General features: G+C 69.7%; 11 protein-coding genes. 6 read left to right on the forward strand and 5 right to left on the reverse strand.

Going from position 1 to position 15,642, the window contains the following annotated elements; all coding sequences use genetic code 11:
• Positions 1–83: 83 nt before the first annotated feature.
• A complete protein-coding gene (locus ABTZ89_RS22440) occupies positions 84–1,355 on the reverse strand; it encodes a Zn-dependent hydrolase (RefSeq protein ID WP_351047812.1) in 1,272 nt (423 codons plus the stop codon).
• Positions 1,352–2,485: a diaminopropionate ammonia-lyase gene (locus ABTZ89_RS22445; protein ID WP_351047815.1), complete on the reverse strand. Its 1,134-nt coding sequence runs from the start codon at positions 2,483–2,485 to the stop codon at positions 1,352–1,354. Before ABTZ89_RS22445 ends, ABTZ89_RS22440 begins: the two co-directional genes overlap by 4 nt.
• A 138-nt stretch (positions 2,486–2,623) precedes the next feature.
• Here ABTZ89_RS22445 and ABTZ89_RS22450 point away from each other — a divergent pair, with 138 nt between their 5' ends.
• Complete coding sequence (locus ABTZ89_RS22450; RefSeq protein ID WP_270951164.1) at positions 2,624–3,382, forward strand: GntR family transcriptional regulator; 759 nt, start codon at positions 2,624–2,626, stop codon at positions 3,380–3,382.
• Positions 3,383–3,387: 5 nt separating this feature from the next.
• On the opposite strand, the gene ABTZ89_RS22455 is transcribed toward ABTZ89_RS22450, so the two are convergent.
• From ABTZ89_RS22455 to ABTZ89_RS22465, 3 genes are read right to left on the reverse strand one after another with little or no spacing between them, the layout of a single operon-like run.
• Entirely contained in the window at positions 3,388–4,806 is a 1,419-nt protein-coding gene (locus tag ABTZ89_RS22455) for a sodium:solute symporter family protein (protein ID WP_351047818.1), read from the reverse strand.
• Positions 4,807–4,832: 26 nt separating this feature from the next.
• On the reverse strand, positions 4,833–5,984 hold the full coding sequence (locus ABTZ89_RS22460) for a YgeY family selenium metabolism-linked hydrolase (RefSeq protein ID WP_351047820.1): 1,152 nt from the start codon (positions 5,982–5,984) through the stop codon (positions 4,833–4,835).
• Between the two features lies 1 nt (position 5,985).
• The gene (locus ABTZ89_RS22465; protein ID WP_351047823.1) at positions 5,986–7,563 is read right to left on the reverse strand and encodes an N-acyl-D-amino-acid deacylase family protein; all 1,578 of its coding nucleotides are present in this window, start codon (positions 7,561–7,563) and stop codon (positions 5,986–5,988) included.
• A gap of 576 nt (positions 7,564–8,139) precedes the next feature.
• Between ABTZ89_RS22465 and ABTZ89_RS22470 the strand changes: the two genes are divergently transcribed.
• The 5 genes from ABTZ89_RS22470 (at position 8,140) to ABTZ89_RS22490 (ending at position 15,514) form a co-directional block, all read left to right on the forward strand.
• Entirely contained in the window at positions 8,140–9,507 is a 1,368-nt protein-coding gene (locus ABTZ89_RS22470) for an MFS transporter (protein WP_351047826.1), read from the forward strand.
• Positions 9,508–9,595: 88 nt separating this feature from the next.
• Positions 9,596–10,276, forward strand: coding sequence for a GntR family transcriptional regulator (locus ABTZ89_RS22475; RefSeq protein WP_351047828.1), 681 nt, complete (start codon positions 9,596–9,598; stop codon positions 10,274–10,276).
• 204 nt (positions 10,277–10,480) lie between these two features.
• Positions 10,481–11,410, forward strand: coding sequence for an ABC transporter ATP-binding protein (locus tag ABTZ89_RS22480; RefSeq protein ID WP_351047831.1), 930 nt, complete (start codon positions 10,481–10,483; stop codon positions 11,408–11,410).
• The gene (locus tag ABTZ89_RS22485) at positions 11,407–12,765 is read left to right on the forward strand and encodes an ABC-2 transporter permease family protein (protein ID WP_351047834.1); all 1,359 of its coding nucleotides are present in this window, start codon (positions 11,407–11,409) and stop codon (positions 12,763–12,765) included. The genes ABTZ89_RS22480 and ABTZ89_RS22485 overlap by 4 nt, the downstream gene beginning before the upstream one ends.
• 79 nt (positions 12,766–12,844) lie before the next feature.
• Positions 12,845–15,514, forward strand: a complete 2,670-nt coding sequence (locus tag ABTZ89_RS22490) for a phosphoesterase (protein ID WP_502949581.1) — start codon at positions 12,845–12,847, stop codon at positions 15,512–15,514.
• Positions 15,515–15,642 lie beyond the last annotated feature (128 nt).

The following is a 15,642-nucleotide window of genomic DNA, read 5'->3' on the forward strand; positions in this document are numbered from 1 at the left end:
ACCAGGTGGCGCCGCACCCGACCGGCTGCGGCGCCACCCGTTCTCATCGAATTTTGCTGCTACGCAGGGGATCGAGACCGGGCTCAGTCCGCGGAGTTGGCCAGTTCGAGCACCGCTCGGAGCAGGACGTTGATGCCGTCCGCGCAGGCCTCCGGTGTGGAGTACTCGCGCGGGTTGTGGCTGATCCCGTCGTAGAGGCCCGGCACGAAGATCATGCCTGCCGGGCTGAGGGCGGCGATCTCGCCCGCGTCGTGCCCTGCGCCCGAGGTGATGCGGTCGCAGGTCAGGCCGAGCTCGGTGGCCTGCTTCTCGACCAGGTCCTGCATGTGCTCGGGGAAGTCGACCGGCGGCGTCCTGGCCGTGGTGCGCGAGGTGATCGTGACGCCGGTGGTCTCCTCCACCTCGGCGAAGTAGGCCTGCAGGTCGTCGATCGAGCGCTGCATCGCTTCGCCGTCGGGGTTGCGCAGGTCGACGGTGATCAGCACGTTGCCCGGCACGATGTTGATGAGGTTCGGGTAGTTGTCCTGGCGGCCGACGGTGGCGAGCAGCCGGCCGTAGTCGCCGGATTCCACCATGCCGTTGAGGTGCACGATGATCATCGCGGCGGCCAGGCCGGCGTTCTTGCGCAGGTGCTGCGGGGTCGCACCCGCGTGGGCCGCCCGGCCGCCGATGGTCAGCTCGAGCCAGGTGATCGCCTGCACGCCGCGCACCACGCCGATCTGCTTGCCGCTCGCCGCGAGGATCGGGCCCTGCTCGATGTGGCACTCCAGGTAGGCGTGCGGGGGCTGGATCGGCACCGCCACGTCACCGACGAGGCCGTGCCGGTCCAGCTCGGCACCGACGCTGACGCCGTCCCGGTCCACTTGCGACCGGGCGTCGGCGAGCTGGATCCGGCCCGCTGCCACGGCGCTGCCGAGCATGTCGGTGCCGAAGCGAACGCCTTCTTCCTCGGTGAAGATCGCCACCTCGACGGGGCGCCTGGTGGAGATCCCGTTGTCGTCCAACGTCCGCACCACCTCCAGCCCGCCGAGCACGCCGAGGCAGCCGTCGAAACGTCCGGCGGTCGCCACGCTGTCGATGTGGGAGCCGACGAGCACCGGCGGCAACGAGTCGTCCTCGCCCGCCCGGCGGGCGTAGACGTTGCCGATCCGGTCGCGGCGCAGGGCCAGACCTGCTTCCCGCATCCAGCCCATGACGAGTTCGCGCCCGGCGACGTCCTCGTCGGTGAGCGCGAGCCTGCGCACGCCCCGCAGATCGGTGCCCTCGTCGTGGTAGGCACCGACCTCGCCGAGCTCAGTGAGCGAGTCCCACAGGCGGTCCTTGTCGATGCGCACGAGCGCGGTGTCCTCGGTCATTCCTGCCCCTGTTCGACGAGTCGCGCACCGGTGGTGCGGTTGAAGGCGGGCACGTCCGTCGCGCCCTCGGTGGAGATGAGCAGAACGTCGTCCTCGGCGCCGAGTCCCAGCGCGGCAGCGTGTTCGAGCAGGCCGGCGAGCCCGGCCGCGCCGCTCTCGCCGGAGATGATCCCGTCCGCGTAGAGCAGCCGCATCGCTTCTTCCGCGGCGCCGTCGGTGACGGTGACGAACTGGTCGAAGCCGCGCGAGACGTCCGGCCACGCGATCAGCGACGGCGTGCCGCAGTTGAGCCCGGCCATGATCGAGCGCTGCGGGCCCGGGATGGTGACGACCTCGCCCGCCTCGATGCTGGCGGCCGTGCAGTCGGCGCTGACCGGCTCGACGCCGATCAGGCGGGTTCCCCCGCTGGCGGCGAATCCGCGGACCACCGCCGCGGCGAACGCGCCGACGCCGATCTGCGCTGCCACCACCGTGGGACGCGGCGCGGCCCCGGACCCGACTTCCTGCAGGATTTCGTCGATCATCGTGGAGTAGCCGTCGATGACCCAGCCCGGCGGCTCGACGTAGCCCTCCCACGAGGTGTCCGAGACGACGAGGTTGTCCTCGTCCGCGAGCTCGGCGCTGCGCCGGATCGCGTCGTCGTACCCGCCTGCCACGACCTCGACCTCCGCGCCTTCCGCGGCGATGGCGTCGATGCGCGCCTGGACCATGTCCTCGGGCACCAGGATGTGCGCGCCGATGCCGAGCAGCTTGGCCATCCTGGCCACGGCGCGACCGTGGTTGCCGTCGGTCGCCGCGACCAGCCGCAGCCCGCGGTGGGCGGTCAACCGATGCTCGAGCTCGGGCAGTCCGATCCCGGCATCGGCGGGAATGCCCAAGGCCCGCAGGACAGTTCGGTAGGTGGCCCACGACGCGCCGAGGATCTTGAACGACGGCATGCCCATCCGGCCGGACTCGTCCTTCACGTGCACGGACCGCACCCCGAGCCGGGACGCGGCGGTCGGGGCGGCGGTGAGCGCCGTGGGTTCGTACCCCGGCATCGACAGGTGGAATGCCCGGCTTTCGTCCACGAGGGACCGGACGGCTTTCCGGTCCACGAGCGGGTTCTGGATGACGCGGGGGTGCGACATGTTGCTCCTCCGTAGCGCAGGTGCCCTGCGGCCCAAGCTAAGAATCTGTATGACAACTGTCAAGTTACTTGAGACAAGTTGGTCTGTTAACCTGCGTTCAGCAGCCGGACCAACCCATTACCTCGCGGAAGGCGATCGATGCCCCCCACTCCTGACGTCGGCGACAACATCTCCCGGATCCGAGCGCGCCGACCGCTGCAGACGGAGATCCGCGACGCCCTGCTCAACGAGTACATCCTGTCCAACAAGCTCCAGCCCGGTGACCGGCTCCCGTCCGAGACCGAGCTGTCGCGGCTGTTCGGGGCCTCGCGCGTCACGATCCGCACCGCGCTGCAGAGCTTGAAGGACCAGGGCTACATCCGGATCGTGCGCGGCTCCGGCTCGACCGTGCTGCCCCGCCCGGACGCCATCCGGTCCGGGATCGATCGGTTGCTGTCCTTCGACACCTACGCCACCCAGTCGGGCAAGGAGATCCTCACCGACGACCTGGAGATCACCCGGATCGACACCGCGGACGACCCGCTCGCCGACGTCCTCGAACCCGGCCCCGCCACCAAGGTGAGCCGGACCAAGAAGATCGGCCGCAAGAAGGTCGCGTGGATCGTGGACTACGTGCCCGAGGACGTGCTGGGCTTCGCGGCGATCCAGGCCGGCTTCCAGGGCTCGGTGCTCGACCTGCTGCTGGCCGGGGACCTCGCCGAGTACTCGGATTGCACGCTGACCTCGGTGTCGGCGGTCGGCGACCTGCGCAAGCGGCTCGGCTGCCCGGAAGGCACGCCGCTGCTCCAGCTCAGCGAGCTGACCCGGGACACCGCGGGCAAGGTGGTCAACCGCAGCGAAGCGTGGCTGCTGCCCGACTCGTTCACCTTCCAGCTGCGGCGCCGCCGCGAGAGCTGAGCCGGTCACGACAGCGCCGCCCGCTCGTCCTGCTGCACGGGAACCGCCCCATCGCCGACCAGGCGCCCTCGCCGCGCGTCGATCACGTGGATCATCCAGAACGACAGCACACCGCACGTGCTGCCCGCGATGATCGCGGCGACGCCGAAGGGTTCTCCCGCGACCTCCCAGGCGAATCCGGCGACCGTGCCGACGATGATGGACACCAGACCGGCGAGCCGACTCGTCTTCCGCAGGACCAGGCCCGCGATGAAGGCGCAGAAGGGGCCCGTCGAGCGCATCGTGAAGGCGAAGATCAGCAGCGGGATGATCGCCTGGCTCCACAGCGAGATCAGCGTGGCCAGGACACCGACCACCAGCACCCCGATCCGGCTGTACTTCAGCTCGTTCTCCTCGGTCACCTTCGCGGAGAACTTCGGCAGCAGGTCCTTGATGAAGATGGTCGACGAGCCGAGCATGTTGCCGCTCGCGCTGGACAGCGTCGCGGAGATCACCGCGCTGAGCAGCAGCCCGGCCACGACCGGCGGCAGCAGCCCGACGGCGACCGTCGACAGCGCGCTGTTCTCGTTGATCCCCGGGTACACGGCCAGCGCGATCAGCCCGAGGACCGCGGGGATGAAGGCGTAGACCGTCATCAGACCACCGCACAGCAACGACCCGAGCACGGCGACGCGCGGCGTCCGCGCCGAGTAGTAGCGCTGGACCGCTTCCTGCCCGGTGGAGAACGTCATGAAGTACAGGACGACGAGGCCGAGGATCGTCGGGACACCGATCTTGGTGAACCCGAGCTGCCCCTCGGGCAGTCGCGCCACGACGGACTCCCAGCCGCCGGCGTTGTGCAGGGCGACCGGCACGGCGATGGCGAAACCGCCGACGATGAGGAAGAACTGGACGAAGTCGGTGAGCGTGACGCTCCACATCCCACCGATCCACGTGTAGACGATGACGGCGACGCCGGTGGCGAGGATGGCCCACTCGAGGTCCACGCCGCCGAGGGTGGAGACGATGGTGGCGGTCGCCGTGATCTGGACCGCGGCGAGGGCGACCAGCGCGACGCTGCCGAGCACAGCGGTGATCGTCTGGCTGGCGGCGCCGTAACGACGGCCGATCACCTCCGGGACGGTGACCGCCATGCTGCGCCGCATCGCCGGTGCCACGAAGGACACCAGCACGATCCCGATGCCCGCCGCCACGACGTACCACCCGGCGGACAAGCCCCAGTCGCCGTAGGCCTTGCTGGCGACGCCGACCGAACTGCCACCGCCGATCTCGGTGGCGGCCAGCGTTCCGGCCATCATCGTCACCCCCAGCCTGCGCCCGGCGAGGTGGTAGTCGGTGCTGCTCTTGACCTGCCTCTTCGCGTACAGTCCGATGCCGATCATGGCGGCCAAGTAGACCGCCACGATGATCACGATCAGGTTCATGGCGCTTCCCTTTCGCCCGCCGCCGTTCAGGCGGTGAGCACGGCTCTGAGCAGGGCGGAATAGCCGCGCGCGGCGCGGTGGAGGTCTTCGAGGGAGAGGGATTCGTCGACGGTGTGGGCGCGGTCCGGATCGCCGGGTCCGAACCCGAGCGTGGGGATGCCGCACCTGCCCGCGCTCGCGGATCCGTTGGTGCAGAACGCGTAGTAGCCGGGCGTCGGGTCCAGCCCGGCAGCTGCCAATCCGGTGAGCGCGTCCCGCGCGGGCCACGTCGCCGGGTCGGTCCACCACGCCGGGGCGAACGAGTCGGCTTCGACCGGAACTCCCCGGTACGTCGTGAATTCCGTCGTGGCGATGCGGACGTCGACCCGCGCGCCGGCCGCCACGGCGATCGGATCCGCGAGCTCGCGGAGGGGCTTGAGCACGCCGGCGTCGTGCTCGCCGAGCACGGTGCGGCGGTCGTAGGTCGCGACGCACCGGTCCGGCACCATCGAGACGTTCGGATGGGGGAACGACTTGAGGTTGGTCAGCGCGATCATGCCGGGGCCGAGGTCGGGGTGTTCGCCGAACCGCAGCTGCCGGACGGCGGTCATGACGTCGGCCATCACCTCGGCGGCGTTGACCCCGGCTTCGGGGTAGGCGGAATGGCTGGTCCTGCCGTGCACCTCGATCTCGACCTCGGCACGCCCGCGCTGGCCGAGCACGAGCCGGTTCGCCGACGGCTCGCAGATGATCACGGCGTCCGGACGCACCTGCTCGACGACCCGGCTCAGCGCGGGCCCTTCCACCAGTTCCTCGCACACCGACCCGGAGATCACGATCGTGCCGCGCTGTTCGGTGCGCAGCGCCGCTGCTCCGTGCACGGCCGCGGCGAGCGCACCTTTCATGTCGACCGCGCCTCGGCCGTAGACGACTCCATCGACCACCTCACCCCGCGGATCGTGTTGCCACTGCGCCGGATCGGGCACCTCGACGGTGTCCAGGTGGGCGTCGAGCAGCACCGTCGGCCCGTCGCCGAGGCGGAGGGTGCCGATGACGTTTCCCCAGTCGTCGACGTCGACGGTGAAGCCGACCGCCGCGAGCTCGTCGCCGAGCACCCGCGCGGCAGCCGCCTCCTCGGTGGCGTAGCTGCGCGCGGCCAGCAGCCGGAGCAGGAACTCCTGGATCCGTGCCTCGTCCACGTCAGCTCACCGCCCCGTTGACCGCGCCCGGGCGCGCGCCCGTGTGGTGGCCGCGGCTCCAGACCGGGGTGCCGCCGACGGTGACCAGTTCGACGCCGTCCGGGGTCCGGTGCGGCTCGTCGTAGGTGGCGTTGTCGACGTAGCGCGCCGGATCGAGCAGCACCAGATCCGCTCGTCGTCCCTCCACGACGGCGCCGCGGTCGTCCAGGCCGAGCAGCCGCGCCGGGCCTGCCGACAACCGGGTGACCGCTTCCGGAACCGTGATCAGCTTGTCCCGCAACGCGAATCTGCCCAGCACCCTCGGTGCCGTGCCGTAGAGGCGCGGGTGCGGGTGCGGGTTGAAGACCCCGTCGGAGCCGACCAGCGCGCCGGAGCGCACGAAGATCTCCTTGACGACCTCCTCTTCGGAGTAGTGGTCGATCATGGCCGCGTCGAGCCCGGTGTCGGCGAGCAGGTCCAGCACCGCGAAGGCGGGGTCGGCGCCGGTCTCCTCGGCGATCTGCGCCACGGTCTTGCCGACATCGCCGTCGCGCGGTGCCGCGGCCTGCGTGACGACGACGTTGTCCGGACCGCAAGCGGCGAACAGGTTCTCCCAGTTCGGCAGCCCGGCGTGCATGTCCCGCGCCATGCGGTCGCGCTCGCGCCCATCGCGAACGCGCTCGAGCACCGCCTCCGGCCCCCCGTCGAACGCGTACGGCGGCAGCAATGCGGACAGGATCGTGCTGCCCGCGCCGTACGGGTACTGGTCGAAGGTGAGCCGGATGCGTTCCTGTGCGGAGGTGAGCAGGTCGATCAGGTCGGCCAGCAGGTGCGCGACGCCGACGAGCTTCACGTGCGACACGTGCAGCGCGGCGCCGGTCAGCTCGGCGACCCGCACGAACTCGGCGATCGAGTCGATGACCCCGGCCGCTTCGTTGCGCACGTGCGGCACCAGCGGAACGTCGAACTTCGCCGCCGCCTCGGCGATGCCGATCAGCTCTTCGGTGTCCGCGTAGAGGCCGGGCGCGTAGATCATCCCGAACGAGACGGCCCGGCAGCCCTCGGCCAGCGAAGCCTCCACCAGGTCCCGCATGGCCGCCATCTCCCGGGCGTCCGGCTTGCGGTCGACCGGTCCCATGGCGCATTCGCGGACGGCGCTGTGCGGGACGCAGGAGACGATGTTGGTCGAGGGGCGCGCTTCGCCGAGCGCGGCGAGGAATTCGCCCGCGCTCCGCCATTCCCAGTGGGCGGCGGCGCTCGGTTCGAGACCTTGCAAGTACCGTTCACGGCCGGTCCGCGCGGCGTCGGTCAGCGGCGCGGGCCCCAAGCCGTCCGGGCAGATCAGCTCGGTGGTGAACCCCTGGCCGACCTTGGCCGCCAGCAGCGGGTCGTCGAACGGCCGCAGCGCGGAGTGCGCGTGCAGGTCGATGAACCCCGGCATCAGCAGCAGACCGGTGCCGTCCACCTGCTGACCGGCGGATTCGACCGGCAGGCGGGGCGCGACAGCGATGATCGCGCCGTTCTCGACGGCGACATCGGCGGTTCGAACGCCGGTCTCGTCGGCCACTTCGGCCTGCTTGATGAGCAGCTCAGCTTGCATGGGATTTCCGCACACCCCTTCGACGTATCGCGATGGCGCAGTGAGGCCGTCCAGCGCGGGAGCACGAGCCCGACCAGCGGTCCGGCGTTCAGCAGAGTCTGCGAAATCTGTATGACATCTGTCAACAGTTGTCTTTGCGATGGCCAGGCACGAACCTTGGCCCGCACCCGTGCGAGGAGAAAGGGGAACTGCCCAGCGCTCTCCGCCGGAACAGGAATTCCAGACAGGTCAACACGATTCGGAATCCGGCGGCATCGCTGGTGCGAAACGGCCAGCGCGAGCCCAGCCCCAGCAGGCCGACCTTTCGTGCAAACCGCGCGCGAACATATACGAATACGCAGAGAGGCGTTGGCATCTCGCGCCCCGGCAGACCGCCGACGCTCAGACCTCGTCAAGCCCTGATGGGGACGTTTCCTTATTTCTCCGAGGAACCGGTTCAGGACGCCCGCTGGCAGACCGACCATTGACAACAGCAGGTCGGAAGCATCAAGATCCCAGATCATATTTGATTTCGTAGTTGATGGGGGCGGCGGACAGGTCGTGCAGCACCGCGCCGGACACAGCAAAGGAGCTGTCATGCCCGAACAGGACCCGACCGGTGGGAGAACTCGGCGGGAGCACCGCCGGGTCGCGCTGGGCACGCTGGTCGGCACCACCATCGAGTGGTACGACTTCTTCATCTACGCCAACGCCGCCGCCCTGGTGCTGACTCCCCTGTTCTTCGAACCGTTCGTCGCTTCGTACGGCGAGCTGGCCGGGCGGCTGATGGCGTTCGCCACCGTGGGCGTGAGCTTCATCTTCCGCCCGCTCGGCGCGGTGGTCGCGGGGCACTTCGGTGACAAGCTCGGCCGAAAGGCCATGCTGGTCCTGACTCTCATGCTGATGGGCGTGTCCACCACCCTGATCGGCCTGGTGCCCAGCTACGCGTCGATCGGGATCTGGGCGCCGGTCCTGCTCATCGTGCTGCGCGTCCTGCAGGGGTTCTCCGCGGGCGGCGAGTGGGGCGGGGCCGCGCTCATGGCCGTCGAGCACGCCCCGGCGCACCGGCGCGGGCGGTTCGGCGGATTCCCGCAGATCGGGGTGCCGGTCGGCATGCTGATCGCCACCGCCGTGCTCAGCATCATCACCGTGACGACGACCGAGCAGCAGTTCCTCGACTGGGGGTGGCGGGTTCCGTTCCTGCTGTCCGTCGTGCTCATCGCGGTGGGCACCGTGATCCGGCTGGGCGTCGCCGAGTCGCCGGTGTTCACCGAAGCCGGCGATGCGCAGCCGCGGGTCCGGCTGCCGCTCGTGCAGATGTTCCGCTTCAACGGGCGGCAGGTGCTCCAGGGCACCCTCACCTTCGCCGCGAACAACGCGGCCGGCTACATGGTGACCGGCGGTTACGTGCTCTCCTACACCACGACGGTGCTGGGGATGGACCGCTCCACGATCCTCAACCTGGTCACCCTCACCAGCGCGGCTTGGGTCGTCACCACCATGTCGGCCGCGATCCTGTCGGACCGGATCGGGCGCACCGCGGTGTACAAGATCGGTTTCGTCACCCTGCTCGTGTGGGTCTTCCCCATGTTCTGGCTGATCGACACCGAGAACGTGCTGCTGATCGCGGTGGCGATGCTGGTCTTCAGCATCGGCATCGGCTTCACCTACGGGCCGCAGGCGGCCATGCTGGCCGAGATGTTCCCCGCCCAGGTCCGCTACTCCGGCGCCGGGCTGTCCTACGCCTTCGGCGCGGTCCTGGGCGGCGCCTTCGCCCCGATGATCGCGACCTGGCTGCAGGCCGCGTTCGGCAGCGCCATGGCCGTGTCGGGCTACCTGTTCGCGCTCACCGCGATCGGGCTGGCCGCGACGTTCACCATCAAGGACCGCACCGGCAAACCCCTCGGCCCGGAAGCGCTCGACATCCCGGGAGCTCGCGAACTCGCTGCGGCGACCCGCCGATGACCGCTCGCGGCGGGGGCGGTCCGGGCAACCGGACCACCCCCGCCGTATACGATCGCGGGTGTCGCCACCCGAGGACGGAACGAGGGAGATGCCCAGTACAGCCGGTGCGCAGCAGCAGGCGCTGTCGAAGTCGGAGAAGGTCTACCAGGAGCTCCACGCCCGCATCCTGTCCGGGCGCTACGCCAGCGGATACCGGTTGGTCCTCGACCAGATCGCCCGCGACTTCGGCACGAGTCCCGTGCCGGTGCGCGAGGCGGTGCGGCGGCTCGAGGCCGAAGGCCTGGTGACGTTCACCCGCAACGTGGGGGCGCAGGTCGCCGGCATCAACACCTCCGACTACGCGAACGCCATGCAAACGCTCGCCTACCTCGAGGGCGCGGCCACCAGCCTCGCCGCCCCGCACGTGACGCCGAAGCAGCTGGAGGACGCGGCGTCCTTCAACGCGGAGATGCGGGAGATGTGCGAGGGAACCCTGGATCCGGTGCGGTTCACCGAGCTCAACCACCGCTTCCACTGGGTGCTGTGCGAGAACTGCCCGAACCAGCACCTGCTCGACCTCCTGCACCGGGAGTGGCAGCGGATGTCGGGCATCCGGCGCTCCAGCTTCACCTTCGTCCCCAGCCGGACGATGTCCTCTGTGGACGAGCACGACCGGATCATCGCGCTCATCCGCGCAGACGCCTCCCAGCAGGAGATCGAGCGCGTCTCCCGCGACCACAAGCTCCGCACGATGACCGAGTACGTCACCTCCAGGCCGGATTCCACCTAGTCAGGACTTCACGCGCTCCGGACCAGCGGAGCCTCCGCGCCCCCGGAACGTTCACCGTCCGGGGGCGCGCGCATGCTCACCGCCGTCATGACGCCGGTCTCGCGGCCCCTTGCCGCCCTCCGTTTCCTCAACGTTCAGCCAGTTGTCCTCGTTCCCGTTTGTTCCCAGGCCTAAGTTTCTCAGCGTTGCTTAAGGAGGCGACGCATGGAAACACCCCTGGCGGTGCGGGCTCGCGGGATCACCAAGTGCTTCGGGGACGTCGTCGCCCTCGACGGCATCGACGTGGATGTGGTGCAGGGGCAGATCCACGGGTTGGTCGGGCCGAACGGCGCCGGCAAGACGACCTTGCTGGGCCTGCTGCTGGGCCTGTCCGTCGCCGACAGCGGCACTCTCGACGTCCTCGGCACACCGGTCGGTAGGGCGCTCGCCGCTCCCGCCGAGGTCGCTGGTTTCGTCGACGGCCCCGGCCTCTACCCCTCGCTGACCGCGAGGAAGAACCTCGCCGCCCTGGCCGCGCTCCGCGGCCGTGACGCGCGGACGGCGGGAATTGACGACGTGCTCGACCAGGTCGGGCTCACCGATGTCGCCGACGACCGCGTCCGGGGTTTCTCCCTCGGCATGCGCCAGCGCCTCGGGCTCGCCGCTGCCCTGCTCACCAAGCCGCGCCTATTGGTTCTCGACGAGCCGTCCAACGGACTCGACCCGGCCGGAAAGCAGCACGTGCACAGCGTTCTCACCCGGCTCGCGGACGACGGGACCTCCGTCGTGCTCTCCAGCCACCGGATGGACGACCTCGAAGCGCTGTGCTCCGAGGTCACCATCGTCGCCACCGGGCGGGTCGTGTTCTCCGGGCCGTTGGGCAAACTCGCCGCCGAAGACCGGGAACTCGACTACAAGATCCGCACTTCCGACCCCGAGGCCGCCCGCCGCCTGGCCGCCGATGCCGTTGGGATCCGCATCGTCGACGGGCAGGACTCCGAGGTCCTCGTGGTGAACGCGCAGGTGCCCGCCCTCGACGACCTGGTGGCGCGGCTCGTCCAGGCCGGCGTCGCGGTGCGCGAGCTCGCGCCCGTGGTCTCGCCGCTGGAAGCGGCATTCCTCGCACTGACCGAGCGGCAGGAGTCCAGCCGATGACCGCAACCCTCACCGATGCCCCCGCTCCCGCCGCCAGTCCGGTTTCGACGGCGCGCGCATACCGCTTCGAACTGGTCAAACTGGTTTCGCAGTGGCGGGTGCGGCTGCTGGTCCTGGCCTGCTGGATCGCCCCCGCGCTGTTCATCATCGCGGTGAGCCAGCAGACCACGCTGCCCGTCGACATGCTCTTCGGCCGATGGATGAACGCCACCGGGTGGGCCGGATCGCTGGTGCTGCTGGGCTTTTCGGGGCTGTACGCGCTTCCGCTGCTGGCGTCGCTGGTCGCCGGTGACGTGTTCGCCTCCGAGGACCGGCTCGGCACCTGGCGCCACCTGCTGGTGGCGGTCCGCTCGCCGTGGCGGATCTTCGCCGCGAAGGCGCTCGCCAGCCTCACCGTCCTGCTGGTCATGGTGACCGGTCTGGCCGTTTCCAGCGTGGTCGGCGGGATCGTGGCGGTCGGTGGCCAGGAGCTCGTCGGGCTCGACGGGCACGTGCTCGCACCGGGCGACGCCGCGGGGAAGGTGCTGCTCGCCTGGGCCTGCGTGCTCGCGCCGACCCTCGCGCTCGCGGCGATCGGGCTGCTCGGGTCCGTCGCATTGGGACGGTCGCCGATGGGTCTGCTGATGCCGATCGTCGTCGCCTTCGCCATGCAGTTCGTGCAGATGATGCCGGTTCCCGTCGCGGTCCGCCTCGCGCTGCCCACCTACGCCTTCATCTCCTGGAACGGGCTGTTCACCTCTCCCCCGCAGCTCGAGCCGCTGGTGATCGGCGTCGTGGTCAGCCTGGTGTGGGCGGTGGCCGCGACTGCCCTGGCCTACGTGCTGTTCCTGCGGCGGGACTTCACCGATCTCACCCACGACGGCGGCGGGCGGCGGGCGATCGCGCTCGGATTGCTGCCGCTGGTCGGCGTTCTCGCCGCGACCGCCGCGGTCGTGACCCCGGCGACCGGGGCCACCGGCTCCGGGATCAAGCAGGAGAAGGTGCAGAACTCGGTGGCCACCGCCTTCGCCCACCTCTACCGGCTGCAAACGCGCCAGCTCAACCGGCCCGACGTCACCGAAGCGCAGCTGATGACCACGGCGGCGTGCACCAAGGGCGGCGGCCAGATCGCCCCCGAAGGCCCGGGCAACGACTGGCGCTGCGTCGTCTCCTGGCACCTCCCCGGCGTCGAGGCCACCGGATCGGCCATCTACCAGCTCGACGTCGCCACCGACGGGCGGTTCGTCGCCGACGGCGACGGGCCGAAGGAAGTGAACGGCTACTTCCTGGTGCGCACCCCGACCGGGGACGCGCCGAACCCGCTCTGGCAGTTCGACGGCAACGTCGAACTGCTGCCCACCCTCCCGAAGGGATAACCACGCAATGCACGTAACGCGTCATCGTCGGCGCTCCGAGGGCACCGGTTCCCGGTTCCCCTGGCGAGGTGGCCGTCCGGTGCGCCTCGCCGCAGCAGGCGCATCGGCGGTAGTCGTCGCCATCACCGGCACCGGCATCGGATTCGCCCAGACCGAGCTGTTCGGGACCGACCAGGTGGGCCAGACCACCGACAACGGCCTGGTCATCTCCTCCGACCAGTACCTCGCCCCCTACGGCGAGCGCATGGTCATCAACAACGGCAAGATCATGTCCTCGGCGATCAGCCCCGACGGCACGCACATGGCGGCGTCCATCACCGACGGCGGCATGGCACTGTCCATCGTGGACCTCAAGAGCTACAAGGTCCAGCAGCTGATCGGCAACAACGCAGCCGCGAACCTCCGGATCCCGGGCAACGACATCGGACAGGAAGGCCCGACGTACTCCCCCGACGGCAAGTCGCTGTGGCTGGGCCAGGCCGACGGGTACCGCAAGTTCACCGTGAACCCCGACGGAACGCTGGCGAACCCGGCGTTCGTGCCCGTCGCCGCGGTCGACGGCAAGCGCGCGCTGGTCGGCGAGGCGGTGTTCTCGCCCGACGGCTCGACGGTGTACTCGGCGGTCAACGGCCAGAACCGGGTGGTCGCGATCGACGTCGCGACCGGGGCGATCACGCGGAGCTGGACCGTGGGCACCGCCCCGCGGGACGTGCTCCTCGCCGGCGGCAAGCTGTACGTGAGCAACGAGGGCGGTCGTCCGGCGCAGCCGGGCGAGACGACGATGAACTCCTACGGCACCCAGGTGCCGGCCAACGGCGACACCGGTTCCGCCACCACCGGCACCGTCAGCGTCATCGACGTCGCCGACCCGGCCGCCGCGCCGGCCAGCATCGACGTGGGCTTGCACCCGACCTCGCTGTACGCGAAGAACGGCGCGCTGTTCGTCACCAACACCTTCTCGGACACCGTGTCGGTCATCGACATGGCCAGCGGCAAGGTCGCCCAGACCATCGCGACGCAGCCGTGGGCCGACGCCTCGGTCGGGTACGGGCCGACCGCGACGACGCTGACCGACGACGGCCACCTGCTGGTGACCCTGGGCCGGGCCAACGCGGTCGCGGTGTACAAGTACGCCAACCCGGTGGAGCCGGCCGGCTTCGTGGGCCTGCTGCCGACCGACTACGCCCCGTCGGAGATCGCCCAGGTCGGCGGCGAGATCGTCGTGTCGAACACCCGCGGCATCGACGCGCGCCGCTCGACCACCAACCAGCACCGCACGCACGACACCACCTCGAGCCTGACGCACTTCGCGCTGCCCAGCGATGACGTGATCAAGGGCGAGACCGGCAAGGTGTTCACCCAGAACGGCTGGCGCGGCAACTCGCTGGCCAAGACCACCGGCACCGGCTCGGTGCCGCCGGTGCCGGTTCCGGTCCGGCTCGGCGACCCCTCGACGATCAAGTACGTGTACTGGGTCGTGAAGGAGAACCGCACCTACGACCAGATGTTCGGCGACATGCCGCAGGGCAACGGCGACCCGTCGCTGGCCTCCTACGGTCAGCGGGTCACGCCGAACAACCACGCGCTGGCCGGCCAGTTCGGCCTGTACGACAACATCTACGACACCGGCACCAACTCCGCCGAAGGCCACAACTTCGTGACGCAGGCGGACAACCCGGAGTACACCGAGTCGACCGCGGGCGAGTACATCCGCAGCTACGACACCGAGAACGACGTGCTGGGGCACCAGCGGTCGGGCTTCATCTGGACCGGCGCGAAGAACGCGGGCAAGTCCGTCAAGAACTTCGGCGAGTTCCTGAACTTCGAGCAGAAGCCCGCCGGGGCGACCTGGCAGACGTACTGGTGCGACGCGAAGAACATGGCCGCGACCGGGCAGCCCAGCGCCTACCCGATCAAGACCGGTTCGGCGATCCCGTCGCTGAACGAGGTGTCGGTGCCGGGCTTCCCGCAGTTCGACCTGAACGTCCCGGACGTCTACAAGTACGAGGTCTGGAAGCAGGACTTCGAGAAGAACGGTCCGGCCAACCTCAACATGATGTGGTTGTCCAACGACCACACCGGTGGTGCGACCAACGGTCCCGCCCAGGTCGCCGACAACGACCTCGCGCTCGGCAAGCTGGTGGACACGATCTCGCACAGCAAGTACTGGGCCGAGACCGCCATCTTCGTGGTCGAGGACGACTCGCAGGCCGCCGCCGACCACGTCGACGGCCACCGCGCGCCGGTCCAGATCATCAGCCCGTGGGCCAACCACGGCGTGGTGGACAACCACTACGGCAGCCAGATCACCATGCTCCGCACCGTGGAGCAGATCCTCGGCATCCAGCCGATGAACCAGAAGGACACCGCGGCTTCGCCGATGAGCCAGGCGTTCACCCCGCACGCCGACTTCACGCCGTACAACGCGGTGCCCAACCAGGTGCCGCTGACCGACGGGCTGAAGACGATGCCCGAGTGCGGCGCGGACGTTCCGGCCCAGCCGGCGATGACGACCACCTCGGTGCCCGCCGACAAGCAGCAACTCGCGGCGCAGTGGGCCGACTGGAAGGCCCAGCAGCAGGCGAACGGGACGGCCGACAAGGTCGACGCGTTCAACCCCGCTCAGCTGAACCACCTCGGCTGGTACGAGGCGACCGGCTGGGAGAAGCCGTTCCCGGGTGAGACCACGTTCTACGCCCCGGCCGACGTACCGGGTGCGGCGATCCCCGCCCGGGACACCGACGGCTGACGCAAGTCGATCCAGTCACCGGGGCCCGCTGCCCGGCTGTGGATTCTTCGGTGGCCGGGTGTTCCTGGCGATGGCGGCCAGAGGAAGTGCGGCTCACGTGCAGCAGGTTCTCGTGGCATTCGGCGGAT

It is taken from the genome of Saccharopolyspora sp. NPDC002686 (assembly GCF_040295745.1).
Lineage (GTDB): Bacteria > Actinomycetota > Actinomycetes > Mycobacteriales > Pseudonocardiaceae > Saccharopolyspora > Saccharopolyspora oryzae.

Coding starts and splice junctions, on each gene's coding strand:
- ABTZ89_RS22440 (WP_351047812.1), bottom strand. CDS start 1,355: ATGACCGAGGACACCGCGCTCGTGCGCATCGACAAGGACCGCCTGTGG.
- ABTZ89_RS22445 (WP_351047815.1), bottom strand. CDS start 2,485: ATGTCGCACCCCCGCGTCATCCAGAACCCGCTCGTGGACCGGAAAGCC.
- ABTZ89_RS22450 (WP_270951164.1), top strand. CDS start 2,624: ATGCCCCCCACTCCTGACGTCGGCGACAACATCTCCCGGATCCGAGCG.
- ABTZ89_RS22455 (WP_351047818.1), bottom strand. CDS start 4,806: ATGAACCTGATCGTGATCATCGTGGCGGTCTACTTGGCCGCCATGATC.
- ABTZ89_RS22465 (WP_351047823.1), bottom strand. CDS start 7,563: ATGCAAGCTGAGCTGCTCATCAAGCAGGCCGAAGTGGCCGACGAGACC.
- ABTZ89_RS22470 (WP_351047826.1), top strand. CDS start 8,140: ATGCCCGAACAGGACCCGACCGGTGGGAGAACTCGGCGGGAGCACCGC.
- ABTZ89_RS22475 (WP_351047828.1), top strand. CDS start 9,596: ATGCCCAGTACAGCCGGTGCGCAGCAGCAGGCGCTGTCGAAGTCGGAG.
- ABTZ89_RS22480 (WP_351047831.1), top strand. CDS start 10,481: ATGGAAACACCCCTGGCGGTGCGGGCTCGCGGGATCACCAAGTGCTTC.
- ABTZ89_RS22485 (WP_351047834.1), top strand. CDS start 11,407: ATGACCGCAACCCTCACCGATGCCCCCGCTCCCGCCGCCAGTCCGGTT.